The sequence below is a fragment of the Campylobacter concisus genome (genome assembly GCF_003048905.1).
In the GTDB taxonomy this organism is placed as follows: domain Bacteria; phylum Campylobacterota; class Campylobacteria; order Campylobacterales; family Campylobacteraceae; genus Campylobacter_A; species Campylobacter_A concisus_V.
The window spans coordinates 465,193-488,347 of the sequence record NZ_PIRO01000001.1 but is presented as its reverse complement, the minus strand read 5'-3'; the positions used below and the strand labels follow the sequence as shown (position 1 = coordinate 488,347).

General features: G+C 38.5%; 26 protein-coding genes and 1 tRNA gene. 23 read left to right on the top strand and 4 right to left on the bottom strand.

All coding sequences use genetic code 11. The annotated features are described in order from the left end of the window. Positions 1–4: 4 nt before the first annotated feature. The 4 genes from CVS95_RS02470 to efp are packed head-to-tail and all read left to right on the top strand — an operon-like array spanning position 5 to position 4,329. Entirely contained in the window at positions 5–1,681 is a 1,677-nt protein-coding gene (locus tag CVS95_RS02470) for a 30S ribosomal protein S1 (protein ID WP_103592999.1), read from the top strand. Between the two features lie 5 nt (positions 1,682–1,686). Continuing rightward, positions 1,687–2,169: a hypothetical protein gene (locus tag CVS95_RS02465; RefSeq protein ID WP_103593000.1), complete on the top strand. Its 483-nt coding sequence runs from the start codon at positions 1,687–1,689 to the stop codon at positions 2,167–2,169. After that, the gene (gene serA, locus CVS95_RS02460) at positions 2,163–3,743 is read left to right on the top strand and encodes a phosphoglycerate dehydrogenase (RefSeq protein WP_234400028.1); all 1,581 of its coding nucleotides are present in this window, start codon (positions 2,163–2,165) and stop codon (positions 3,741–3,743) included. Before CVS95_RS02465 ends, serA begins: the two co-directional genes overlap by 7 nt. A 19-nt stretch (positions 3,744–3,762) precedes the next feature. Then, a complete protein-coding gene (efp, locus tag CVS95_RS02455) occupies positions 3,763–4,329 on the top strand; it encodes an elongation factor P (protein WP_021090997.1) in 567 nt (188 codons plus the stop codon). Positions 4,330–4,663: 334 nt separating this feature from the next. Here efp and CVS95_RS09845 read toward each other — a convergent pair whose 3' ends face one another. Next, positions 4,664–4,921 (bottom strand): SelT/SelW/SelH family (seleno)protein, encoded by a 258-nt coding sequence (locus tag CVS95_RS09845; protein ID WP_257638046.1) that lies wholly within the window; start codon positions 4,919–4,921, stop codon positions 4,664–4,666. Between the two features lie 84 nt (positions 4,922–5,005). Between CVS95_RS09845 and CVS95_RS02445 the strand changes: the two genes are divergently transcribed. The 3 genes from CVS95_RS02445 (at position 5,006) to CVS95_RS02435 (ending at position 6,894) form a co-directional block, all read left to right on the top strand. Beyond that, positions 5,006–5,557, top strand: coding sequence for a DJ-1 family glyoxalase III (locus tag CVS95_RS02445; protein ID WP_107695445.1), 552 nt, complete (start codon positions 5,006–5,008; stop codon positions 5,555–5,557). A gap of 223 nt (positions 5,558–5,780) precedes the next feature. Beyond that, the gene (locus CVS95_RS02440; RefSeq protein ID WP_009294719.1) at positions 5,781–6,026 is read left to right on the top strand and encodes an RNA recognition motif domain-containing protein; all 246 of its coding nucleotides are present in this window, start codon (positions 5,781–5,783) and stop codon (positions 6,024–6,026) included. Beyond that, positions 6,004–6,894 carry a glutamate--tRNA ligase family protein gene (locus tag CVS95_RS02435; protein WP_107695444.1) on the top strand — a complete coding sequence of 297 codons (891 nt, stop codon included), beginning with the start codon at positions 6,004–6,006 and terminating at the stop codon, positions 6,892–6,894. The genes CVS95_RS02440 and CVS95_RS02435 overlap by 23 nt, the downstream gene beginning before the upstream one ends. Positions 6,895–6,962: 68 nt before the next feature. On the opposite strand, the gene sppA is transcribed toward CVS95_RS02435, so the two are convergent. Together sppA and CVS95_RS02425 are read right to left on the bottom strand one after the other, a co-directional pair. Further along, on the bottom strand, positions 6,963–7,826 hold the full coding sequence (sppA, locus tag CVS95_RS02430) for a signal peptide peptidase SppA (RefSeq protein ID WP_107695443.1): 864 nt from the start codon (positions 7,824–7,826) through the stop codon (positions 6,963–6,965). Continuing rightward, entirely contained in the window at positions 7,814–9,031 is a 1,218-nt protein-coding gene (locus CVS95_RS02425) for a metal-dependent hydrolase (protein WP_107695442.1), read from the bottom strand. The genes sppA and CVS95_RS02425 overlap by 13 nt, the downstream gene beginning before the upstream one ends. A gap of 85 nt (positions 9,032–9,116) precedes the next feature. On the opposite strand from CVS95_RS02425, the gene aroQ reads away from it, so the two are divergent. From aroQ to CVS95_RS02345, 16 genes are all read left to right on the top strand, one after another. Further along, the gene (gene aroQ / locus CVS95_RS02420) at positions 9,117–9,596 is read left to right on the top strand and encodes a type II 3-dehydroquinate dehydratase (RefSeq protein ID WP_004317604.1); all 480 of its coding nucleotides are present in this window, start codon (positions 9,117–9,119) and stop codon (positions 9,594–9,596) included. Further along, positions 9,593–10,618, top strand: a complete 1,026-nt coding sequence (locus CVS95_RS02415) for a M24 family metallopeptidase (RefSeq protein WP_107695441.1) — start codon at positions 9,593–9,595, stop codon at positions 10,616–10,618. Before aroQ ends, CVS95_RS02415 begins: the two co-directional genes overlap by 4 nt. After that, entirely contained in the window at positions 10,615–11,091 is a 477-nt protein-coding gene (folK, locus tag CVS95_RS02410) for a 2-amino-4-hydroxy-6-hydroxymethyldihydropteridine diphosphokinase (RefSeq protein WP_107695440.1), read from the top strand. The genes CVS95_RS02415 and folK overlap by 4 nt, the downstream gene beginning before the upstream one ends. A 10-nt stretch (positions 11,092–11,101) precedes the next feature. Continuing rightward, a complete protein-coding gene (flhF, locus tag CVS95_RS02405; RefSeq protein WP_107695439.1) occupies positions 11,102–12,469 on the top strand; it encodes a flagellar biosynthesis protein FlhF in 1,368 nt (455 codons plus the stop codon). Then, positions 12,462–13,328 (top strand): P-loop NTPase, encoded by an 867-nt coding sequence (locus tag CVS95_RS02400; protein WP_107695438.1) that lies wholly within the window; start codon positions 12,462–12,464, stop codon positions 13,326–13,328. Before flhF ends, CVS95_RS02400 begins: the two co-directional genes overlap by 8 nt. Before the next feature lie 13 nt (positions 13,329–13,341). Continuing rightward, positions 13,342–13,686 (top strand): hypothetical protein, encoded by a 345-nt coding sequence (locus CVS95_RS02395; RefSeq protein WP_021090750.1) that lies wholly within the window; start codon positions 13,342–13,344, stop codon positions 13,684–13,686. Then, entirely contained in the window at positions 13,658–14,362 is a 705-nt protein-coding gene (locus CVS95_RS02390) for an RNA polymerase sigma factor FliA (RefSeq protein ID WP_021090868.1), read from the top strand. The genes CVS95_RS02395 and CVS95_RS02390 overlap by 29 nt, the downstream gene beginning before the upstream one ends. Continuing rightward, complete coding sequence (gene fliM / locus CVS95_RS02385; RefSeq protein ID WP_054196277.1) at positions 14,362–15,465, top strand: flagellar motor switch protein FliM; 1,104 nt, start codon at positions 14,362–14,364, stop codon at positions 15,463–15,465. The genes CVS95_RS02390 and fliM overlap by 1 nt, the downstream gene beginning before the upstream one ends. Further along, entirely contained in the window at positions 15,455–16,303 is an 849-nt protein-coding gene (gene fliY / locus CVS95_RS02380; RefSeq protein WP_072594737.1) for a flagellar motor switch protein FliY, read from the top strand. Before fliM ends, fliY begins: the two co-directional genes overlap by 11 nt. After that, positions 16,303–16,893, top strand: coding sequence for a TIGR00730 family Rossman fold protein (locus tag CVS95_RS02375; protein ID WP_103582473.1), 591 nt, complete (start codon positions 16,303–16,305; stop codon positions 16,891–16,893). Before fliY ends, CVS95_RS02375 begins: the two co-directional genes overlap by 1 nt. Positions 16,894–16,941: 48 nt before the next feature. Continuing rightward, positions 16,942–17,964, top strand: coding sequence for a tRNA 2-thiouridine(34) synthase MnmA (mnmA, locus tag CVS95_RS02370; RefSeq protein WP_107695437.1), 1,023 nt, complete (start codon positions 16,942–16,944; stop codon positions 17,962–17,964). 112 nt (positions 17,965–18,076) lie between these two features. Beyond that, positions 18,077–18,151: transfer RNA gene (locus tag CVS95_RS02365), tRNA-Asn, on the top strand. Positions 18,152–18,484: 333 nt separating this feature from the next. Beyond that, positions 18,485–18,751, top strand: coding sequence for a helix-turn-helix transcriptional regulator (locus tag CVS95_RS02360; protein WP_084040956.1), 267 nt, complete (start codon positions 18,485–18,487; stop codon positions 18,749–18,751). Between the two features lie 34 nt (positions 18,752–18,785). Beyond that, positions 18,786–18,992 (top strand): hypothetical protein, encoded by a 207-nt coding sequence (locus CVS95_RS09720; RefSeq protein WP_234399992.1) that lies wholly within the window; start codon positions 18,786–18,788, stop codon positions 18,990–18,992. Then, a complete protein-coding gene (locus tag CVS95_RS02355; protein ID WP_234399991.1) occupies positions 18,993–20,465 on the top strand; it encodes a hypothetical protein in 1,473 nt (490 codons plus the stop codon). Positions 20,466–20,723: 258 nt separating this feature from the next. Next, positions 20,724–22,967 carry a molybdopterin oxidoreductase family protein gene (locus CVS95_RS02345; RefSeq protein WP_234399990.1) on the top strand — a complete coding sequence of 748 codons (2,244 nt, stop codon included), beginning with the start codon at positions 20,724–20,726 and terminating at the stop codon, positions 22,965–22,967. Positions 22,968–22,991: 24 nt separating this feature from the next. Here CVS95_RS02345 and CVS95_RS09545 read toward each other — a convergent pair whose 3' ends face one another. Beyond that, complete coding sequence (locus CVS95_RS09545; protein ID WP_159071254.1) at positions 22,992–23,141, bottom strand: hypothetical protein; 150 nt, start codon at positions 23,139–23,141, stop codon at positions 22,992–22,994. Positions 23,142–23,155: the final 14 nt, after the last annotated feature.

The following is a 23,155-nucleotide window of genomic DNA, read 5'->3' as shown; positions in this document are numbered from 1 at the left end:
CAAGATGGCTGTGAACAAAAGTGTTCAATTAGGAAAAGCAAAAGACGAGGATATCGAAGATATCGATTTTGCTGCGATGTTAGAGGAGTCTTTTAAAAAGACTGAAGAAGATAGTGACGCAAAGATCGTCAGTATCAATGGCGATGAGGTTTTAATTGATGTTGGCAAGAAGTCAGAAGGCATTTTAAATGTTTCTGAGATCACTGATGCAAACGGCAACCTGACGCATAAAGTTGGCGATACGATCAAAGTTGTAATAACTGGATCAAGAAATGGAAGACCTATAGTGTCGCACAAAAAAGCACTTAGAAAAGAGAAAGTTAAAGCTTTCATCGAAGCTTACGATCCTGAAAATTCTGGCGAAATCGATGTAAAAGTAGTTGGAAAAAATAAAGGTGGCTTTATAACTCAAGATGTAAATGGTGTGGAATTTTTCTTACCAAAAACTCACAGTGGCTTTAAAAACGCTGAAGGCGTAATTGGTAAAACATATAAAGTAAGAGTTATAAAAATTGATAAAGAGGAAAATAGCATAGTTGTCTCTAGAAAGAAAATTTTAGATGACGACCGCAAAAAGCGTAAAGAAGCTCTATCAAGCATAGTAGAAAACGATAGCGTTATAGAGGGCACAGTTAAAAAAATCACAACTTATGGTATGTTTGTTGATGTTGGCGGTGTCGATGGGCTTGTGCATTATAGTGAGATAAGTTATAAAGGCCCAGTAAACCCTAGCTCGCTATATAAAGAAGGTGATAAGGTTTTAGTTAAAGTTATCAGCTATGACAACGAAAAGCGCCACTTGTCTTTATCTATCAAGGCAGCTACTCCAGATCCTTGGGAAGAGATCATAAATGATGGACTAGAAGTTGGTGACACTATCAAAGTTACAGTTAGCAATATCGAGCCTTACGGCGCATTTGTTGATCTTGGAAATGATATTGAAGGATTTTTGCATATATCTGAAATTTCATGGGACAAAAATATAAAAAATCCAAAAGATCACATCAATGAAGGTCAAGAGATTGATGTTGAGGTTATCGAGATAGATGCAAAAGGACACCGCTTAAGAGTGAGTCTTAAAAATTTACTTCCAAAGCCATTTGATGAGTTTAAGGCAAAACACAAAGAAGGTGACGTAGTAAAAGGCGTTGTGACAACTATCACAAATTTTGGTGCATTTGTTAGAGTAGGCTGCGTTGAAGGCTTACTACATAATGAAGACGCGTCTTGGGATAGAAACGATAAATGCAAAGATATGTTTAAAGCTGGTGACGAGCTTGAAGTAAAAATCATCAAAATCGATAGTGCTGAACAAAAAGTTTCACTTAGTCTAAAAGACCTAAAACAAAGTCCAGTTCAAGCATTTGCTGATAAATTTAATGTAGGCGATATCGCAAAAGGAACAATTCGCGACATCAAAGACTTTGGCGTATTTGTAGAGCTTGGCGATAACGTTGATGCGCTGATCCGCAAAGAAGATCTAGGTAGTGTAGATGTTAGTACACTTAAGATCGGTGATGAGATCGAAGCAGCTATCGCATTTATCGATGAGAAGAAAAATAGAATTCGCCTAAGCATACGCCGTTTAGCAAAACAAAAAGAGCGTGAAGTGTTAAATGAGATCAATGATAACGATGATAAAGTAACACTCGGCGATATTATAAAAGAACAATTACTTTAGTTTAAATGGGCAGACGCGTACTTTTATTAGTAGTTGTCCTGCTATTTGTAATATTGGGTTTGGTTGGAATTTCTCTTGTTAAATTTGCAAGTGTAAATTTCAGCCAGATACATGAAGAAAATATCACAAATGAGCAAAATTTAACCAAAAACACAACCAGTAATACCAACTGGATGAGTGAACTAGCAACTATTAAAAAAAGAGATTATGTGCTGCCTGTAAATGAAATTTTTATAGAATACAACCGACCCAAAATAGAAAAACCAAAGATTACTGCATATGAGCTTTTGATAGATAAAAATGATATCTATTCAATGTTTTGTTTGATGCAGACTTTAAGAAAAAGTGAGGTCGATTTTACTGTTGTAAAAGATGGTGCAAAAAGCCAGATATTTTTAAATACTCAAGACTCTAAGCTTCTACAAAATATCATTTTAGAACTAAGAGTTTATGATATCCACTCAAGTGTGAGAGAGGTAAAATTATGAAAACTATCATTGTTTGCGATGCGATACATCCAGTAGGTTTTGAACTTTTAAAAAAAGAGCAAGATATAAATGTAATAGACGCAGTTAATACTCCCAAAGATGAACTTTTAAAAATTTTAGGCGAGGCTGATGTTGCTATAACAAGAAGCTCAACTGAAGTAAACGAGGCCTTTTTAAACGCTGGTAAAAAACTAAAAGCTATTGTTAGAGCTGGTGTTGGTGTAGATAATGTCGATATAGAAGGATGCTCAAGGCGTGGCATAATAGCTATGAACGTTCCAACTGCAAACACTATTGCTGCAGTTGAGCTAACAATGGCGCATATGCTAGCTTCAGCTAGATCTCTTGAATACGCTCATAATGATCTAAAGCTAGATAGAATCTGGAAGCGTGAGAAGTGGTATGGGGTTGAGCTTTTTAAGAAAAAGCTTGGTGTGATCGGCTTTGGAAATATTGGCTCAAGGGTAGCTATTCGCGCAAAAGCTTTTGGCATGGAGATCATCGCTTATGATCCATATATTGACCCATCTAAAGTCATAGATATGGGTGGTACTTATACTAAAAATTTTGATGATATTTTAGCATGTGATTTTATCACGATCCATACGCCAAAGACTAAAGAGACAACCAATATGATCGGTGCCAAAGAGATCGCAAAAATGAAAGATGGCGTAAGACTTATAAACTGCGCTAGAGGCGGTCTTTATAACGAAGAAGCACTTTATGAAGGGCTAAAAAGTGGTAAGATAGCATTTGCTGGTATTGATGTTTTTACAAGAGAGCCAGCAACTGATCATCCACTTCTTGATCTAAACAATGTAAGCGTCACCCCACACCTTGGAGCAAATACGCTTGAATCGCAGCGAAATATCGCAGTTGAGGCAGTCGAACAAGCTATCTTGGCAGCTCGCGGTATAAGCTATCCAAATGCGTTAAATTTACCTATAAAAACAGAAGATCTACCGCCTTTTGTTGAGCCTTATATCGATCTTACAAGCAAGATGGCGTTTCTTGCTGCACAGATAAATAAAAGCGTTATCAAGGCTATCCGTATAGAAACTCACGGTCAGATTAGCGAATATGCAAATTCAATGCTAACATTTGCCATAGTTGGTGCATTAAAAGAGAGTCTTGGTGATGCGATAAATTACGTAAATGCTAAATTTTTATGCGATGAAAAAGGAATAGTGACCGAAACTAGCCTTGGTGGAGATAGCATTTTTAAAAATAAAATCACCGTTCGCTTAACTACTGAAAATGGCATTGTAACCGTTGGTGGAACGGTATTTGGTGAAAATCAGCAACGCATCGTAACGATAAATGGTTTTAAGACTGACTTTAAACCAAAAGGTAAGATGATCATCTTTAAAAATCATGACGTGCCAGGCGTTATCGCTCAGATTAGTAAAATTTTAGCTGATGAAAAGATCAATATCGCAGACTTCCGCCTTGGTAGAGATGATCACAATATGGCACTTGCTGTCATCTTGGTTGATGAACATATAAAAGCAGAAACGTTAGAGAGGCTAAACGCACTTGAAGCTTGCGTTTGGGCTCAATACGCAGTTATATAAAATTTTGAAAGGATAAAAAATGGCTTCATATTCAATGGGCGATCTAAAAAAAGGGCTAAAGATCGAGATCGATGGCGTTCCTTATAAAATCGTAGAATATCAACACGTTAAACCGGGCAAGGGTGCAGCTTTTGTTCGTGCAAAAATCAAATCTTTTATCGATGGAAAGGTGCTTGAAAAGACTTTTCACGCAGGCGATAAATGTGAGCAACCACATCTTGAAGAAAAAGAGATGCAGTATCTTTATGATGATGGTGAATATTGTCAGTTTATGGATACGGTTACTTATGAACAAGTTGCTATTAGCGATGAGGATGTGGGTGATGTTAAAAAATGGATGATTGATGGCATGATGGTTGAAATTTTATTTCACAATGGCAATGCGATCGGCGTTGAAGTACCACAAGTAGTTGAGCTAAAGATAGTTGAGACTCCACCAAATTTCAAGGGCGATACGCAAGGTGGTAAAAAGCCAGCTACTCTTGAGAGTGGTGCGGTAGTTCAGATACCATTTCACGTACTTGAGGGCGAAGTTATCCGTGTGGATACTGTTCGTGGCGAGTATATTGAGCGAGCAAATAAATAAAGCAGCTCAATCTTTCTTACTAAATTTACGTTTAGTAAATCTAATGCTTAGCTAAAGTCACTATTTAAAAAGTATTGGCTTTAGCAAAAACTTCATTTCATACATTGTAAATTTTCAAGTAGCACTAGCATAGAATGCACAAAATTTTTATACTCTATAAAAATCAAATATCAGCTCATAAAATCTTTAAAAAATCAAAAAATATATAAAAAAAATGAAAGTTCTTAGCGAAATAGGCTAATGTTTTAACTATAAAATTTTTATATTAGGATAGTAGAACCATAAGTCAAAAACAGGGGAAAAACGAGACGGTTTCCCGTCTCGGTAGCTAGCATTAAGCCGACTTTTCTTTAAGATATTTGTTTATAAGAGTTGTGATCTCTTCACCGTGAGGAAATCTCGCTTCATCATTTCCGATGCGATCTTTCTTAGAAAATATAACATCTCCATTAACCTCGACGATGAAATTTCCACCATCACCTATAACCTTTTCGACTCTTGCATCACTAAAGTTCGCTTTTATTTCATCTTCTACACGAGAAGCTACCGGACGATAGTTTCAAGAGTTGCAGTAAATAATTTTTACTTGCATGCTCTGTCCTTTCTTGTGAAATAAGCCAACATTATATAGAATTTTACTTAACAAATAAAACATATTACTTGAAAGGATAAATTTATGAAAAAAGTTGCTGTGATTTTAGCTGAAGGATTTGAGGAGATAGAAGCACTAACTTCTGTTGATGTTTTACGTAGAGCTGGAGCGATAGCTTCTATTGTTGGGCTAAATGACGTAAACATCAAAGGATGTCACAATATAAGTGTAAAAGCCGATGTGACACTTCGCGAGATGAAAGAGCTAGACTACGATGCGATCGTCCTTCCTGGTGGACTTCCAGGAGCTAGCAATCTAGCAAACGATACAAGACTCAAAGCAATTTTGCAAAATTTTGATAAAAGCAATAAGCTTATTTGTGCCATTTGTGCTGCTCCTATGGTACTTGAGAGTGCTGGTGTGCTAAAAGATCATTTTGTTTGTTATCCAGGATTTGAAGAAAATGTAAGAAGTGATAAAAGTGGTTATGATAACGGCAAGAGTGTATTGAGGGATCAAAATATTATTACAGCAAAAGGTCCTGCTTTTTCAATAGAATTTGCACTTTTTATAGTTAAAAATTTACTTGGCGATGAAGCGTATCTTAAAGTAAAGAATGATTTACTTTATAAATAGCTTATAAAGATAAAATAATTTTTTATTTAATTATTCTTTTTAAACTTAAGATTAGATTTTGTTTAGTGATAGTTATAAAAGTTCTATATATACGAGCTTGTAGCTTTTAAGAATATTTTTCAAAAAAATATAATAAATTTTTGATTTTTTACATCTTTTTGACGAAAATTAGCTATTATCACACTAACCGAATAAATCGGTAATTTTTTTAAGGAATACTCCTGTGAATATTTATGTAGGAAATTTGTCGTATAGAACGACAGAGGCAGAATTGAAGGAAGCCTTTGCACAATTTGGTGAAGTAAGGCGAGCAAAAATAGTAAAAGATAGAGAAACTGATCGCTCAAAAGGCTTTGGCTTTGTTGAAATGGACGATGCAAATGAGGGACAAAAAGCTATAGACGCACTAAATGAAAAAGAACTAGGCGGACGTACTTTAAGGGTAAATGAGGCCAGACCAAGGGATTAATGACTATTTGCCACCAAATGGTGGCATAGCATCCCGCATAGCTCCTACGCCTAGTGGATTTTTGCATGCTGGCAATGCTTATAACTTCATCCTAACTTATCTCTTGACACGTTCGGTAAGTGGCGTTTTGCACTTACGTATCGATGACTATGACCTTGGTAGATGCCGGCAAGAATTTGTTCAAAATATCTTTGATGTTTTAGAATTTTTGGAAATTGATTACGACAAAGGTCCAATTAATGTAAGTGACTTTGAGTGTAATTTTAGCTTTAAAACGAGGTCTCAAAGATATGAAAGCGCGCTAAAAAAGCTTAAAGAAATTTATATCTGCGAGTGTTCTAGAACTACAAAAAATGCCTACATAAACGGCATTTATACTAAAATTTGTAAAAATAAAAATTTAAAATTTATAAAAGATAAGACCGCCATTAGACTAAGCGTAGATGAGGGCGACCCTCTTGGTAAGCTTGTGGCAGAGCAAATGGGCGATTTTGTGATTTACAAAAAAGATTTTACTCCGGCTTACAACTTTGCAAGTGTGATAGATGATGAAGATATGGGCGTAAATTTGGTTGTTAGAGGCGAGGATCTAAAGGCTTGCACGCTAGCTCAAAGATACCTTGCAAAAAGGCTAAATCTTAACTTTTATAATGCTAGTTTTATTCATCATAAGCTACTTTTAAAAGATGGCAAAAAGCTCTCAAAAAGCTCAAAATCACCGCCAATTAATCTAAAAGATAGCCCGCAAATTTATTACAAAATATTAGCAAATGATCTTGGTTTAGATATAAAATCAGCAGACAAAATCCAAAATCTACTTTATGAGTTTAAGCTAAAAAATATTGCAAAATTTTGGCATTTGACTTGACTAAAAGAATTTATTTAAAACTCTTTTAGCCTATTGTTTGATGCTTAAATTTATAAATTTTTGAAAAATTATCTAAGCTTTGTCTCGAAAAATGCGTTAAAAAGCGAGTTTATGCCCTGCTTTGTAAATTTCTCCATTATCTTTTCGATCTGCGGTTTTTCTTGCCAGATGGGCTCATCTACGAGGCTCATTTTAGCTAGCTCGTTTTGAGCGTCTATGTAGCTACCAAGGCTGTCAATTAGCCCCATCTTTAGGGCATTGTGAGCTAAAAACACTCTTGCGTTTGCCCACTCGTCTTTTTTATTGATATCTAAATTTCTAGCCTTCGCCACGTCACTTACAAAGAGCATGTAAGCGTCATTTACGAGCCCTTGTAAGCTCTCACGCTCTTGCTTGCTCCAGCTCCTCATAAAGGTGCCAGCCTCTTTAAACTCGCCAGCCTTCACCACCTGCTCGCTCACGCCTAAATTTTTGGCTAAATTTTCGATGTTTGCCCCTTGTATGATGACGCCGATCGAGCCTATAAAAGCACCTGGGTTTGCGACGATAGTATCAGCATTTACGCCAGCGTAGTAGCTGCCGCTTGCCATGTTTCCAGCTGCGTATGCGAGTACTTTTTTGCTCTCTTTTAGTCGCTTGACCGCCATGGCTAGCTCCACGCTAGGACTTAGCTCGCCGCCTGGACTATCGATGTAGAGTAGCACGCCTTTGATGTTGCTATCAAGCCTTGCTTTTTCTAGCGCATCTAAAATTTCGCTTGTGTCCATTATCGTGCCGGTGATGTCTATGCGGGCTAAATTTGGCTCTTTCATCTTGTCATCTGGCGCGAATATAAAAAATAAGATGAGCAAAAATATAAGCGCCTTAAAGTAGTTATTGATAAATTTAAAAATTCCCAAAATCCCTCTAAAAATAAGCCTTAAAATTTGCAAATTTTGCCTCCGATATATAGTTTTTTTGCTTCGTTTGTGTGAAGTATGAGTTGTAAGATTAGCTCGCTATCATCGCACTCTAGGTCGTTATAGACGGCAAGATCGGTCGCTCGTCCTGCCTTTATTTCGCCGTTATTTGTCTTAAGCGCCTTTGCGCCCCCATGCGTTGCAGCGACAAAAAGCCTGGTGGCAAGCTCGTTTAGATCAAGGCTAGCATGGGTAAAAAGGGCGGCTCTTAGTTCATGCCAGAAATTTAGGCTGATATTTGAACTAAGTCCGTCTGTACCGATGTTTAGACTGACGTTATTTTTGAAAATTTCTTTTAAATTTAGCGCCTTTTTGCCAAGTAGCCTATTTGAAACGGCGCAGTGTGTCACGCTGTGATGAGGCTTAAATTTAGCAAAATCGCTCACATAAACGCAGTGCGTAAAGAGCGTATTTATCTCACGAAACATCGCAAAATAGCCCTCTTTATCATACATAGGCTTTGGATCTGGGCTAAATCTTAAAAGGTGTTTTTTAAAGCCACCGCTGCCACGTTCTAGCCACTGCTTTTCAGCCTTACTCTCTAAAAAGTGCGTGCTAACAAGAAGATCGTCTTTTTTGGCTATCTCAAGGGCGGCTTTGGCTAGCTTAGGGTGCACAGAGTAGGGCGAGTGCAGCGATATGGCTGGGGTGAAATTTTTACTTTTGTAGTCCTTTGTTTTTTCAAATTTGGCTAAGAAATTTTGCAAATTTTGCTGAACCATTTGCTCGCTTGAGCCTAAAATTTCACTAAAAAGTACGACTTTTAGAGGGCTAGCGGCTAAAATTTCAAGCTCCGAGCCAAAGCTAGATATCTCGCCAATGGTACAAACTCCGCTTTTTAACAGCGAATTTATAGCTTTATTCATCGCTTTTTTAGCATCCATTTTGGCTAGCTCGCCACCTTTATCGATGATAGAGCCAAGCCATTTTATAAAGTCGCCGTATTTTAGCGTGCTAACATTTGAGCTAAACTCTAAATGAACGTGCGAGTTTATAAAGGCTGGGGCGATCACGCTATCACCAAAGTCGCAAATTTTCGCCTCTTTAAATTTCTTTTGCGCCTCTTTTTCGCTTAAAATTTCTAAAATTTTATCATCATCAATAACGACACAAGAATTTCTTAAAATTTTTGGATTTTCTCCGCCAGTGATTATTTTTTTTGCTTTTAAAATTTCCACATTTGAGCCTTAAATTTTTGTTATTGTAGCGAAAATTTAGGAACGAAAATGTATAATTTGGGCTATTTAATCAAAAAGGAGTGACATGGATAAGAAGCTAAAAATAATGGTCATCCAAGGCCCAAATATCAACATGCTTGGCGCTAGAGAGCCAGGAATTTATGGCGTTATGAAGATGGAAGATATCCACTCTCAAATGAAGATCGTTGCCGATCAAAATGACGTTGAGATCGAGTTTTTTCAAAGCAACCTTGAGGGCGAGCTAGTCGATAAGATCCAAGAGTGCTTGGGCGATGCTGACGGCATCATCATAAACCCAGCCGCTTACACTCACACCTCTATCGCTATCCGTGACGCGCTAAGTGCGGTTGCGCTGCCAGTTATCGAGGTGCATATCAGCAACGTTTATAGAAGAGAAGAATTCCGTCACAAAAGCCTCATCGCACCAGTTGCGGCAGGCCAGATCGTGGGCTTTGGACCAGTTGGCTATCATTTGGCGATGATAGGCATGCTTCAAATTTTTGAGCAAATCAAAGCAGTAAGAGCAAATCAAAAAGCACAATGAATTTCATCTTAAAGGACGAAAATGCCGTATTTTACGAGTGCGGCTACAGCTGCGACAATGAATTTTTGCTATGTCTTGATGGCGTGAAATACTTTTTTACGGATGCGAGGTATTATTTTGAAGCAAAAAGCTGCGTAAATGCAGGCGTGGTCGTTCTTTTAGCGCAGAGAAATTTAATAAGCGAGGTTAGGGCATTTTTAAGAAAGACGAAGCCAAGCAGCCTCGTTTTTAACCCTGATGAGCTAAGCCTAAGCGAGTTTAACGCGCTTAGCAAGGGCTTTAAGATAAATTTCAAACCAAAGGCAAATTTTTCTAGGCTAAAGAGAATTTGTAAAAGCGAAGATGAGATAAAAATTTTAAAAAAAGCTAGCAAATTTGGAGCAAAATGCTTTGATGAATTTGCTAAATTTGTGCGTGAAAATGGCGAAGGGATGAGCGAAAAAGAGCTTCATTTTAACGCCTCGCTCATCTTTAGGCAAAAAAACGAGCTAGGTCTTAGCTTTGATCCGATCGTAGCGATAAACGAAAATGCCGCAAAAGCACATGCGCTGCCTGGGGATAAAATTTTAAAAAAGGGCGATTTGCTGCTACTTGACGCTGGGGTTAAATTTAAGCGTTACTGCTCTGATCGCACTAGAACTGCTTGCTTTGATGAAAATTTTAACTTCTCAAAGGAGCAGAAATTTAAAAATGCCAAAATGCAAGAAATTTATGAGATCGTAAAAGAGGCTCAGGCTGCTGCGATAAAGGTCGCAAGAGCTGGCGTTATGGCGTGCGAGATAGACCTTGCAGCAAGGAACGTGATAGCAAAGGCTGGATATGAAAAAGCCTTTTTTCACTCGACAGGGCACGGCGTAGGTGTCGATATACACGAGCTTCCAGTCATCTCAGCAAGGAGCGAAACACTCATAAAAGAGGGTATGGTCTTTAGCGTGGAGCCTGGAATTTATCTAGAAAATGAATTTGGTGTGCGCATCGAGGACGTGGTGGTCGCAAGAGAAAGTGGGTGCGAAATTTTATGAGACTAGCTGGAGCAAGAAAGATCGTAAAAAGCCGTTTTTGCCCCAGTTTTTTTCATAAAAGAGATGAGTTTAAGTATGAGGCGCTAGTTGGCATGGGTGGCAACATCGGCGATAGCGCAAAGAGGTTTGATAAATTTATAAGAGCGATTAGTGAAGATAGGCGTTTTCACGTGGTTGAAGTCTCGCCGATCCTTATAAATGCGGCGTTTGGCTACGAAGCGCAGGATGATTTTAGTAACGCTGTTATAAATTTACAAACATCTATGAACCCTAGAAATTTGCTAAAAATTTTAGGGCACTATGAGAGTAAATTTAAGCGCGTGAGGACGTTTAAAAATGCGCCACGCACGCTTGATCTGGATATTTTGTATTTTAGTAAAAAAGTCTATAAGACGCCGCGCCTTATCGTCCCGCACCCAGGAGCTGATAAGAGGCTTAGCGTGATCGTGCCACTAGGGCTTATGAGAGGTTAAAAGGATATAAATGGCTACAAAATTTCATACTTTTACAGGCGAGAGCACCATTGAGGCTTTGAAAAAGGCTCAAGAAACGTGCGGCGAAAAGGCCATATTAGTTACTACAAAACAAATTCAAGCCAAAACGATAAATAAAAAACCGCTTTATGAAATTTTAGTAAGTGTCGAAGAGGGCGACGTAAAGCAGCCAACAAAACCAAATACAAAAGCTATAAACTACGAAAATGCCTATTCTAAATTTAATAAAAACTATGAACCTACTAAGCCAAAATTTGAGATAAAAGAGGAGCCGGCTAAATTTGAGGCAAAGACAGCATCGCCCGAGCCTTACGATCCAAACGAGAGTGTGCTTTTAAATATCTCAGCTGCTGCAAAAGAGATAAGCACGATCGCAAATGTAAATATCGATGACGTCAAAGATAAAGAGTTGAGCATACCAAACGGCATGAATAAAAAAATAGACGATGTGGCAAAGCAAGTAAGCGCGCTAAGCGAGAAAATAGGGCTCATAACTGACATGATCTGGGACGAAAAAGCCCCAAATCGCAATAATCTCTCGATCCCGCCGGAGTTTGCTAGCATCTATAAGCTCGCAAAACAAAGTGGCATGAAAGATGAGCATTTAGAGGCTATCATGCAAACGACGCTTGAAAATTTGCCAGTTTCGATGAAGAGCAATCCAACCGCGGTAAAAAGATATTTCTACTCACTCTTACGCAATATGCTACCTTGTAGAAAAGAGCTAAGTGACAAAAAACAACGTATTATGATGCTAGTTGGCCCAACTGGAGTTGGTAAGACTACGACTCTTGCAAAGCTAGCTGCTCGTTTTGCATACGGCAATGAAAAACGCTATAAAACAGGTATCATCACGCTTGATACGTACCGTATCGGAGCGGTTGAGCAGTTATTTCAATACGCTAAAATGATGAAGCTGCCTATTCTCGATGTCATTGAGATAGATGACTTTCAAAATGCTATCAAACAGCTTAATTATTGTGATGTGATACTTATTGATACGACTGGAAATTCGCAGTATGACAAAGAAAAGCTTGAAAGGCTTGATAAATTTTTAAAGCATAGCGGCGCAAGGATCGATGTAAATTTGGTCCTTTCGGCTGGCTCAAAGGTTGAAGATCTAATAGAAATTTATAATGGATTTTCATTTTTAGAGATCGACACACTTATAATCACAAAATTTGATGAGACAAAAATTTTTGGCAACGTCTTTTCGCTGATATATGAGACAAACACGCCGGTTAGCTACTTTAGCGTGGGCCAAGAGGTGCCTGATGATCTTGTGGAGGCAAAGAGCGAATTTTTAGTAGAGTGCGTGTTTGATGGCTTTACAAAGCAAAAGGCTAGCGATGAATAATCAAGCTCAAAAATTACAAAATTTAGTCCAGTCTCAAAGCAAGAGTAAAAATACACATTTTATTGCGATAACTAGCGGCAAAGGCGGTGTTGGTAAGAGTACGATAAGTGCAAATTTAGCAAATGTTTTATCAAAAAATGGCTACAAAGTAGGGCTATTTGACGCTGATATCGGCCTTGCAAACCTTGACGTCATCTTAAATGTAAAAATGGGTAAAAATTTACTTCACGTGCTAAAAGGCGAGTGCAGCCTAAAAGATATCTTGATACCTATAAATAAAAATTTGATACTCATTCCTGGCGAAAGCGGCGATGAAATTTTAAAATTTAACAATCAATTTTTATTTGAGAGGTTTTTAGACGAGGCGAGCGAGCTTGATGAGCTTGATTTTTTGATCATTGACACCGGAGCTGGCATAGGTGGTAGCACGCAGCTATTTTTAGAAGCAGCTGATGAGGTCGTGGTGGTAACTGTGCCTGATCCTGCAGCGATAACTGACGCATACGCTGTCATAAAGATCGTTTCAAGGTTTAAAAATAGTGAGCTTTTGCTTTTAAATATGGTAAAAAATGAAGCAGAAGCGACTAGAATTTATGAAAATATAAAGCGAGTGGCAAATGCAAATATCGGACCTAGCTTAAATTTAGAGCTTATAGGATTTGTGGCTTCTGATAAGAATGTTTCAAGAAGCATAAAACAAAGAACGCTTTTTACAGACGATGCTGCTTATGCTGAGCCTAGTACTCAGATAAAACAGATAGCTTCGAATTTGCTTTATAGGTTGGAACGAAAAGTGCTTAACGATGAGCAAAGCAGGAGCTTTGGGGGCTTCTTTAAGCGTTTGATAGAACAATTTTAATGGAGATTGAGCTTTGCGTGCAGAAAATTTTATAGCATTTTTTACGGTTTGTGGTTTTTTTGTAGGTATAGTTTTTACCTTGCTAAAGGTGAGTGAGCCTATCGAAATGCTTGTTTATACACTAGTTATTACTTTGTTTTTTTATCTTATAATTCACATTGTTATCATGAACTACATCGATGTAAAAAGGGCTTTAACTAAAATTTTTGATAAACAAAAACACGAAGAGATCGCAGACTATCTCATCTCTGAGCTAAATACTAGAGAAAAGCGTATGGAAAATATTATGGTAAAAATGACTGCTGAAAATTTTGATTCTGGTAAACGAAATGCACGAGTTAAAGCAAAAGCAGCTTAACGCTTATAAAAATACGATAAAAAAGGAACAAGACGAGATCGTCTTAAAATATATGCCAGCACTGCGTGCAATGGCGTTTAGGCTTAAAGAGAGGTTACCATCAAGCATAGATACAAATGACCTAATAAGCATTGGTGTTGAAGAGATGATAAAACTTAGCAGGAAGTATGACAAGGAGCAAAATGACTCTTTTTGGGGTTATGGCAAAAAGAGAATTTATGGCTCTATGCTTGATTATCTAAGGACGCTTGATGTTGTTAGCAGAAGCGATAGAAAGCTAGTAAAGAGCATAAATAGCGAGATAGATAACTATTTTAATGAATTTGAAGAAGAGCCAAGCGATGAGTATTTGGCCGAAAAGCTTAATGAAGACATCGAAAAAATAAGAGAGGCAAGAGGCGTTAGCGGTATTATCACTATTTTGCCAATAGACGAGCAAATGGAGCTAATTGGTCAAAATGATGTCGAGAAAAGCATTGAGAGAGAGGATCTCATTTTAAAAATAGAAGAAGCTTTAAAAGATTTTGACGAAAGAGATCAGATGTTGGTTCAGCTTTATTATTATGAAGAGCTAAATTTAAAAGAGATAAGCCAGATCATGAATATCAGCGAGAGTAGAATTTCACAAATTCATAAACGTTTGCTTGATCGTATCAGGCGTAGCTTGGGGGTTTAATGGCTGATATTTTAAGTCAAGAAGAGATAGACGCGCTACTTGAAGTTGTTGATGAAGACGGCGATACGAGTAATATCGAGGTTGAAGAGAGATCGCAAGGCGAACAAAAACAGATTATTATTTATGATTTTAAGCGTCCAAACCGCGTTAGTAAAGAGCAACTCCGTGCGATAAAAGGCATCCATGATAAGCTTGCTAGAAATTTAGCTAGTCAAATTTCTAGTGTTATGAGAAGTATCGTCGAGATCAGACTTCACAGTGTTGATCAGATGACTTATGGCGAATTTTTGATGAGCTTGCCAAGTCCAACGAGCTTTAACGTCTTTTCTATAAAACCGCTTGATGGAAACTGTGTTTTGGAGATAAATCCAAGCATTGCCTTTCCGATGATAGATCGTTTGCTTGGCGGAACTGGTGAAAATTTTGAGGCAAATAGAGAACTAACCGACATTGAAGTAAATTTGCTTGATGCGGTGCTTAGAATGATCATGCAGCGTCTTAAAGAGAGCTGGTCGATGATAACTGATATGTACCCAAATGTGGAAGCCAAGGAGAGCAGTCCAAATGTCGTACAGATCGTCTCTCAAAATGAGATCGTCATCATGGTCGTTATGGAGATCATAGTTGGCGGATCAAGCGGTATGATAAATTTATGCTATCCAGTCATCTACCTTGAACCGATACTCTCACGTCTTGCAAACAGAGATATTATGCTTGGTGAAACGAGTGCAAAAAAAAGTAGAAACAAAGAGCTAAAAACACTTATCGGACGAGCAGAAATTTTATATGAAGCCATACTTGGCAAATCGATCATCAGCGTAAATGAGTTTTTAAATTTAAAAGAAGGCGATATTTTAAGGCTTGATAGAGGAGCTGATGATAAGGCGATCGTTTGTATCGATAAAAAAGAAGTTTTCTTGGCTGAAGTTGGGCTTCATAGATTTAGAAAATCTATAAGGATTGAGCAGCTAATACGCTCCGATAAAGATGAGATCAAAAATATCCTAGAAAAATACGAAGAAGAGAGAAAAGCAAAGTTAATGGCGTATGAAGCTAATGAGCGCAAAATGGAAGAAGAAGAGGACGATGAAGATGATGAATGATTTTTTTAATATATTTTCTAATGAATTAAAAGCTACTATCGAAGGACTTACGGGCAGAGCTCCAGAGGTTGGCGAAAGAAATGAATTTGACGCACCAACACAAAATGGCATAAAACCGCCGGTAGTGATGGCCAATATCTCTTTAAGTGGCGATATCAATGCTAAAACAGAGATAGTATGTACTCCGGTTTTAATAAGTGCCATTAGCGAATGGATGATGGGCGAAGAGGAAATTTCAAAGAATGAAAATTTAGGCAGTGATGAGCTTGACGCCGCAAAAGAGATATTTTCAAACCTTTTTAGCGCCTTTAGTACATCTTTAGGTGCTCAAAAGGGCATGCCAAAGATAAATTTTGAAGTAATAAATGTAAATTTTTTAGATGAAAATTCTTCTCTTGATTTTAGTGTTTATGAAAAGCTATTTTTATTTAATGTCAAAATTGAAGACTTAAGCGAGCATATCGGTTTTGCTTGCGATCATTCGTTGATGAAATTTTTTGAGCCAACAAAGACCGAAGCACCAGCTGCACCAGCGAGCACTCCTCATGTAGCTAAGGGCGATTTTAGCGCTGAAGAGATGAGAAATATCGGGCTTATAATGGATGTTAGGCTGCCTATTCGTGTTCGTATTGGCTCAAAAAGAATGCTTTTAAAAGATGTGCTTACCATGGATATTGGCTCAGTTATTGAGCTAAATCAATTAGCAAACGATCCGCTTGAAATTTTGATCGGTGATAAGGTAATAGCTCTTGGTGAAGTTGTAATAATAGACGGAAACTTTGGCATCCAGATCACTCAGATAGGCTCAAAACGCGAGAGGCTTCAACAGTTAAAATAATGAATGAATTAGTTAGCGATCTTTTAAATTTTCCAAACGTCTTAAAATATAAAAATAAAAATGTTACCTTCTTTGGCTCGGCTAGATTCGATGAAGAAAATTTCTACTGCAAAAAGGCTTATGAACTAGCTTATAAGCTAAACGAGCTGGGATATGCCATCTTAACTGGTGGCGGAGACGGCATAATGAGAGCTGCGAACAAGGGCGCATTTGATAGTGCAAAATCGCCAAGCATAGCCTTAAATGTGAGACTTCCGTTTGAACAAAATACAAACCCTTACGTCACAGCAAAATATCTCTTTTCAAATTTAAGCCCAAGAAAATTTGCACTTACCGATCGTTCAGTCGCATTTGTCGTCTTTCCGGGTGGCTTTGGCACTCTTGATGAACTTTTTGAAATTTTAGTACTTGCACAAGTTGGTAGTAAAAAAGTAAAAATTTTTCTTTTTGGGAGTGAGTTTTGGCAAGGGCTTGATGAATTTATAAAAAATACGCTAGTTAGCCAAAAAACAATAAAAAAAGAAGATATAAATTTATACAAAATCACCGATGATTTAGAGCTTATCGCAAACGAAATTTTGACTATTTAAAAATAAGATATAAAATATCCGCTTTTAAATTTCAAAGAGGTAAAAAATATGAAAATAATGGTCGCAATGAGCGGTGGTGTAGATAGCACTATGACGGCTAAATTTCTGCAAGAAGCTGGTCATGAAGTGCAAGGCTGCTATATGATGCTACATCAAAAGCCAGGATATCACGAAGAAAATATCAGAAAAGTGAAAAAAGTAGGCGAGTATCTTGGCATAAAGGTGCATATTTTGGATCTGCAGGATAAATTTAATGAGTTTGTCTATGATCCTTTTGTGAAGCTCTATAAAGAAGGCAAGACGCCAAATCCTTGTGCTTTGTGCAATAAATTTATAAAGCTTGGTGCGTTGCTTGATTTTGCAAAGGCAAATGGCTGTGAGAAGCTTGCTACTGGGCATTATGTGCAAGTTATTGATGGATTTATCACATGCGCAAAAGATCCTAGCAAGGATCAAAGCTACTTTTTAGCCCAAGTGCCAAAAGAGATATTAAAAGATGTTATTTTCCCGCTTGGGGATAAATTTAAAAAAGATATAAAAGAGCTTGCAAGAAGTGTAAAAGTGCTTGAAGAATTTGCTACGCAGGCAGAAAGTAGTGAAATTTGCTTTGTGGAAGATACCTATATCGAAGTTTTAAATAAGCATTACAATACAAATTTACCAGGAAACGTAGTTGATAAAGACGGTAAAATAATCGGCCGCCACCAAGGCTATATGCACTATACTATCGGTAAGCGCCGTGGTTTTGAAGTTTTTGGCGCCCATGAGCCACACTTTGTTATAAAGATAAATGCCGATAAAAACGAGATCGTTGTAGGAACAAAAGATGACCTGGCTCAAAAAGTAGTCGAGCTTGAAAACGTAAATTTGTTTATAGATAAAGATAAATTTGAATGCGAAACCAAGATAAGATATAGAAGCCCTAAACTTGATGCTTTTGTTGAGGTTGATAAAGAGGATAAAACAGCGAAACTAACGCTAAGTCAAAATGCACTTGGTGTGGCACAAGGCCAGCTTTGTGTTATGTATGATGGCGATAAGGTTATTGCAAGTGGATTTATAAAAGGCTAGTTTTAGCCTTTTATAAAAATTTATTGGGCTCTGCGTAATTTTTTATAAATTAAGCTAAAATTTATTGACAAAACATATCTTTTCGTCTATAATACGAGCTCTTTTCAAGTGTTCCGGATTAGCTCAGCGGTAGAGTAGGTGACTGTTAATCACTTGGTCGCTGGTTCGAACCCAGCATCCGGAGCCATTTATATTCAAAAATCCTTTTAAAACCCCGATTTTTACAATGTTTCAAGAGCTTTAAGTTTTCTTAGTTTTATAAAATTTGTTCCCTATTTGTTCCCGAAATTTTTTAATATTCCAATTTCTCGCCATGTTTTCTAAGTCAATCTAAGATGCTTTATTTTTGTTTTTAAAAACAAGAAAACATTTTTTATCCTAAATTACTCTAAAATACCCTAAGGAATCATAGGGTATTAAAAATTTTTCAAAAACTATCCAAAAACTACTCAAAATAGCAAGAGTAAATGAAAAGTACATATAATTAGTTATATAAGAATAAGCATAAGGAGAAAATGGGATGCTTAATGAACTATATAACGATGTAGAGTACAAAACGCTTCTTGAGCACATATCTAGCCAATATAAAGGAAAGGTAGTTCTAGACAGAAAGCAAACCGCAGGGGTTCTTGGCATCGGCGTATCTACTCTTGATCTTCGTATATCGCAGGGCAGAGATATTCCGCGTTATATAAAGATGGGAGATGCAAAGAATTCTCGCATAGCGTTTGCGATAACGGACATTGCGACTTATATTTTTCAAAAAAGGGTTAAAACATGCTCTTAATTTCTATAGTAGATAATAAAGAAAAGGACTAAAAATGAGTGATGCTCTTCAAATAGGCGGACACAGCCTAGTTCTTTGTGTAAGAAGCGAATTCTTGACGCTCAAAAAGGCTATTATAAGGTATGAGCACAATGTTAGAGAGGTTAAGCACGCCTCTAAGATCGGATATCTTAGAGGCAACAGCCGTAATAATAGATACATAGTGCTTAGCGAATATAACGATAACGGCAATATGCGATAGATGCCTAATAGCGATAGGGAATTTAGCGATAGAAAGTATATAAAAGCACTCTTGAAAAAATACCACGAAAAAATGAAGGTCGACTACGAAGCCCAAACTAAAATCTATAAAAACGGCAAGGTGGTAAAGAATCGTTGGCGAGAAAATATGGTCGGGTTTTCCGAAATAGTCATAAGTTTCGGCACCGATCGGAATAAAGAATCCAAAGAAGGGCTAAATAAAACCGAAGTAAATTTTATCAACGCTCAGGTCTCGCTCGACAGAGTTAGAAGATTTGCAAACGATTATTGCGCTAAATACAAAGTAAAATGTCTATTAATTAGCGAACACAATGATGAAAAGACTAAACACTATCAACTTATATTTACAAACTACCAATTTGAAAACCATAAAAACCTTAGGTTTAACGGCAAAGGCGAGACGTTAAAATTTGGCAGAAGTATGCAAGAAATGGGCGGAGCGGCATTTGAGGGCATAGCAATGCGTGGCGAAATCGGCACTAAGGCAAGACATAAGAATTTAAAACAAATGCACAAAGATGAAAAAGAGTTTAATAATGAGCAAGAGTTTAAAAACAAAATTAGACAATCGATAGTCGATAGAGCAAGGAGGTATATAAAAAAGAAAGAGTCTATGTTTGGCAAAGATTATTTTAGACTGGAAATCGGAGACGATAAGGCTTTTATAACAAGTCTTACGAATTTGGTTTTAGATCAAATGAAGGACAATATAAACATAGTTACTGATAGCGAATTAAAACAAACGGTCGAGGAACTAACCAATCAGCTTTTAAACAAAGGTGAAGTAATAGCAAAAAATAATCAACTAGAACAATCTAACGAAGAGTTAATCCAAGAAAACGAAAAATTAAAAGAAGCAAACGCAAATCTAAATAATCAAGATGAAATTATAAAAGATAGAAATTTGCAAATAAGCAACCTCTCGGCCGAGCTAATCCAAAAAGAAGATGAAAACAATAAATTAAAAAGCCGATTAGAAAATATTGAAGCTGATATAGCGCAAATAGATAAACTAAAACAAAAAGCCGACCAAAGCGATGCCCTACAAAGCAAGCTCGAAGAAGCTAATACAGATCTAGAAAGCAAAGAAAAAACAAATCAGTCTTTGAAACAAAGAAACGAAGAGCTGGAGGCGTCGTTAAGTAACGAGAATGCCTTAAAGGAAGACAATGAAAGCAAGCTACTACAAATCGTTAAACTACAAACTTCTATAAATGGCAAAGTTCAAAGAATATCTGAGCTAGAAGAAGAAGTAAAAGTTAAAGACGAAACGATAGAAAATTTACAGGATAAGTTATCTCTATTAGAAAACTTTAAAATGAAGGTTATTGGTTTTATCTCAAAAATAAGCAATCTAATACCGAATTTTAGCAGGTTGTTGGATGACGAACCAAATGAGGTAAAAAATGAGATAAAAGGCAAGATGTATAGTAGGGATGGGATGGAGATATAAGCAAGTTATCGGCAGCGAGAAATCTTTAATAGATTATTATAAAGTAGTACCGGTAGGACAAATTTTATCAAAATGACCAATATGTGATTTTGCTTTCAAAATACGATTTTAAAGACAAATTTAGCCAAAAGAGCAATATGCTAAATTTGCATATTACTTAAATAATTCTTAAAAAAATATACTAATTTTAAAACTAAATTTACATTTGCAGTTGTATAATAATCTCATAATTTTCAGTAATACCAGAAAGGATCAAAAATGGAAGAGATCGTAAAGACCACCTGTCCATATTGCGGTACGGGCTGCGGCATCGATCTTATCGTGCGAAACGGTAGAATCGTAGACGCCAAACCTAGCAAAGACCACCACGTAAACGACGGCGAGCTTTGCTTAAAAGGAATGTTCGGATGGGAGTTCGTAAACTCTCCTAAACGCTTAAGCAGACCGATGATGAGAAAGCTAAACGGCGTCTACGACAAGCACGGCGAGCTTGAAGAAGTGAGTTTTGAGGAGGTTTATGATTTCCTTGCGGATAAATTTAAATCCACCGTTGAAAAATACGGCCCAAGCTCGATCATGGGCTTTAGCTCTGCGCGCTCAAATAACGAAGACAACTACGTCTTCCAGAAATTTTTCCGCGCCCAGGGTAGCAACAACGTCGATCACTGCGCCCGTCTTTGACACGCTCCTACAGTGGCAGGTCTTGCCAGCACGCTAGGAAACGGAACGATGACTAATGATTTGGTAGAATTTGCGACCGATACGGACGTATTTTTACTGATCGGCACAAACACGAGCGAGTGCCACCCGATCATCGCTATGCAGATGCAGCGCGGCCTTCAACGCGGTGCCAAGATGATCGTCGTAGATCCAAAGCGCACCGATATGGCTAAAAAAGCCGATATTTTCTTGCAAATCCCGATCGGAGCGAATATCAAAACGCTAAATACGATGATGCACGTAATAATCGCCGAAAATTTGCAAGATAGCGAATTTATCGAGAAGTACTCCGAGGGATTTGAATATCTAAAAGAAGCGGTTAAGGACTTTACGCCTGAGCGTTTCGAGCGCGAAACCGGTATAAAAAAAGAGCTCATCATAGAAGCAGCTAGGATGTATGCTAAAGCAGGCGCGGCGGCGATTTGCTACACGATGGGTATCACGCAGTTTAGCGACGGCACGTCAAACGTCTTTTCGCTATCAAATTTAGCCGTTTTAACTGGAAATTTAGGCAAAAAGGGCGCGGGCGTAAATCCTCTGCGCGGTCAAAACAACGTCCAGGGCGCATGCGACATGGGCGCGCTACCTAACGTCATCCCGGCAGGCGCGGTAAACAGCCCTTACGCGCAGGAGCAAGCACGCAAAGTATGGCACTTTGAGCTAAATCCGGTTCCTGGCTTTAAGCTAACTCAAGCGCCCGATAAAATGGATAGCGGCGAGCTAAAAGTACTCTACGTCTACGGCGAAAACCCCGTAATGAGCGATCCTTGGACCGAGCACTTCGTCCACGCCGTACATCACCTAGACTGCTTTATCGTGCAGGATCTTTTCTTTACCGAGAGCGCGCATAAGGCCGACGTGGTGCTACCTGCCGCGGGCTGGGGCGAAAAGGACGGAACCTTTATCAACACCTCTCGCCGCGTCCAACGCACTCGCAAAGCTAGCGAGCCCGTTAACGGCGTGGAGCCTGATTGGAAGGTCGTTTGCAACATCGCAAACCGCATGGGGCTAGAGGGGTTTGATTTTGCGAGCCCTGAGCAAATTTGGAACGAGCTAAGGGAGCTTATGCCTAAATTTTTCGGCGGTATCAGCTACTATAGGCTAGGCAAACTAGGCGGTATCAGCTGGCCGTGCCCCGACGAGGAGCATCCGGGTACGCCGGTGCTTTACGCAGATCACAAGTCCATGCTGCCTGGCGGTAAATTCCGCTTTGCGCCGGTGCTTTACTTAGACGATAAAAACGAACGCGCAAAGGCCGAGGCCGAATTTAGAGCCAAGATGAATATCCCGGAGGGCTACCCAGTCGGTAGCGGCGCGCTTAGCGAGGTGCCTGATGAGGTATATCCGTGCCTATTTACGACCGGACGCAAGGTCTATCACTACCACACCGGCACGATGACTAGAGAGTGTCCGGCCCTTGAATACGGCGCGGGCATCGAGGGCGCGCTCATCGAGGTAAGCCCCGATATCGCTCGCGAGAGGGAGCTAGAGGAGGGCTGCTACGCGCTCGTACAAAACAAACGCGGCCAGATCGCGGCCAAACTACGCGTAAATCCGGATCTAAAAGAAGGCACGATATTTACGACCTTCCACTACAGCGAGGCCGACGGTAACGAGCTAGCAAACGCCGGCGATCCCGATCCGCTCTCAGGCATCACGCCGCTAAAGATGACGATAGCAAACATCAGGCGTCTAAGCGAAGAGGAATTTATCAAATTTAGAGAGCAAAACGAGATGTCGATGCACTCGGCAAATCCGTATTTGTCGCCTGTTAGAGCGTAAATTTAGGGCGGGAGACCGCCCTTTCTACTTAAATTTATCCATTTTTATTTTAAATTTACCTGCATTCAAATTTGACGAACTATCTATGTAAAATTTAGTGAAGCTAAAGAAGTGTGAGTCAAATTTGACGCAGCCAAACCGTGTCAAATTTGATGAGATTACTCGCCCCCGCAATCTCGGCAAGAGCG

Bases quoted from the DNA above. Each gene is read 5' to 3' on its own strand.
- CVS95_RS02470 (WP_103592999.1), top strand. From the start codon at position 5: ATGGCTGTGAACAAAAGTGTTCAATTAGGAAAAGCAAAAGACGAGGAT.
- CVS95_RS02465 (WP_103593000.1), top strand. From the start codon at position 1,687: ATGGGCAGACGCGTACTTTTATTAGTAGTTGTCCTGCTATTTGTAATA.
- efp (WP_021090997.1), top strand. From the start codon at position 3,763: ATGGCTTCATATTCAATGGGCGATCTAAAAAAAGGGCTAAAGATCGAG.
- CVS95_RS02445 (WP_107695445.1), top strand. From the start codon at position 5,006: ATGAAAAAAGTTGCTGTGATTTTAGCTGAAGGATTTGAGGAGATAGAA.
- CVS95_RS02435 (WP_107695444.1), top strand. From the start codon at position 6,004: ATGAGGCCAGACCAAGGGATTAATGACTATTTGCCACCAAATGGTGGC.
- aroQ (WP_004317604.1), top strand. From the start codon at position 9,117: ATGGATAAGAAGCTAAAAATAATGGTCATCCAAGGCCCAAATATCAAC.
- CVS95_RS02415 (WP_107695441.1), top strand. From the start codon at position 9,593: ATGAATTTCATCTTAAAGGACGAAAATGCCGTATTTTACGAGTGCGGC.
- folK (WP_107695440.1), top strand. From the start codon at position 10,615: ATGAGACTAGCTGGAGCAAGAAAGATCGTAAAAAGCCGTTTTTGCCCC.
- flhF (WP_107695439.1), top strand. From the start codon at position 11,102: ATGGCTACAAAATTTCATACTTTTACAGGCGAGAGCACCATTGAGGCT.
- CVS95_RS02400 (WP_107695438.1), top strand. From the start codon at position 12,462: ATGAATAATCAAGCTCAAAAATTACAAAATTTAGTCCAGTCTCAAAGC.
- CVS95_RS02390 (WP_021090868.1), top strand. From the start codon at position 13,658: ATGCACGAGTTAAAGCAAAAGCAGCTTAACGCTTATAAAAATACGATA.
- fliM (WP_054196277.1), top strand. From the start codon at position 14,362: ATGGCTGATATTTTAAGTCAAGAAGAGATAGACGCGCTACTTGAAGTT.
- fliY (WP_072594737.1), top strand. From the start codon at position 15,455: ATGATGAATGATTTTTTTAATATATTTTCTAATGAATTAAAAGCTACT.
- CVS95_RS02375 (WP_103582473.1), top strand. From the start codon at position 16,303: ATGAATGAATTAGTTAGCGATCTTTTAAATTTTCCAAACGTCTTAAAA.
- mnmA (WP_107695437.1), top strand. From the start codon at position 16,942: ATGAAAATAATGGTCGCAATGAGCGGTGGTGTAGATAGCACTATGACG.
- CVS95_RS02360 (WP_084040956.1), top strand. From the start codon at position 18,485: ATGCTTAATGAACTATATAACGATGTAGAGTACAAAACGCTTCTTGAG.
- CVS95_RS09720 (WP_234399992.1), top strand. From the start codon at position 18,786: ATGAGTGATGCTCTTCAAATAGGCGGACACAGCCTAGTTCTTTGTGTA.
- CVS95_RS02355 (WP_234399991.1), top strand. From the start codon at position 18,993: ATGCCTAATAGCGATAGGGAATTTAGCGATAGAAAGTATATAAAAGCA.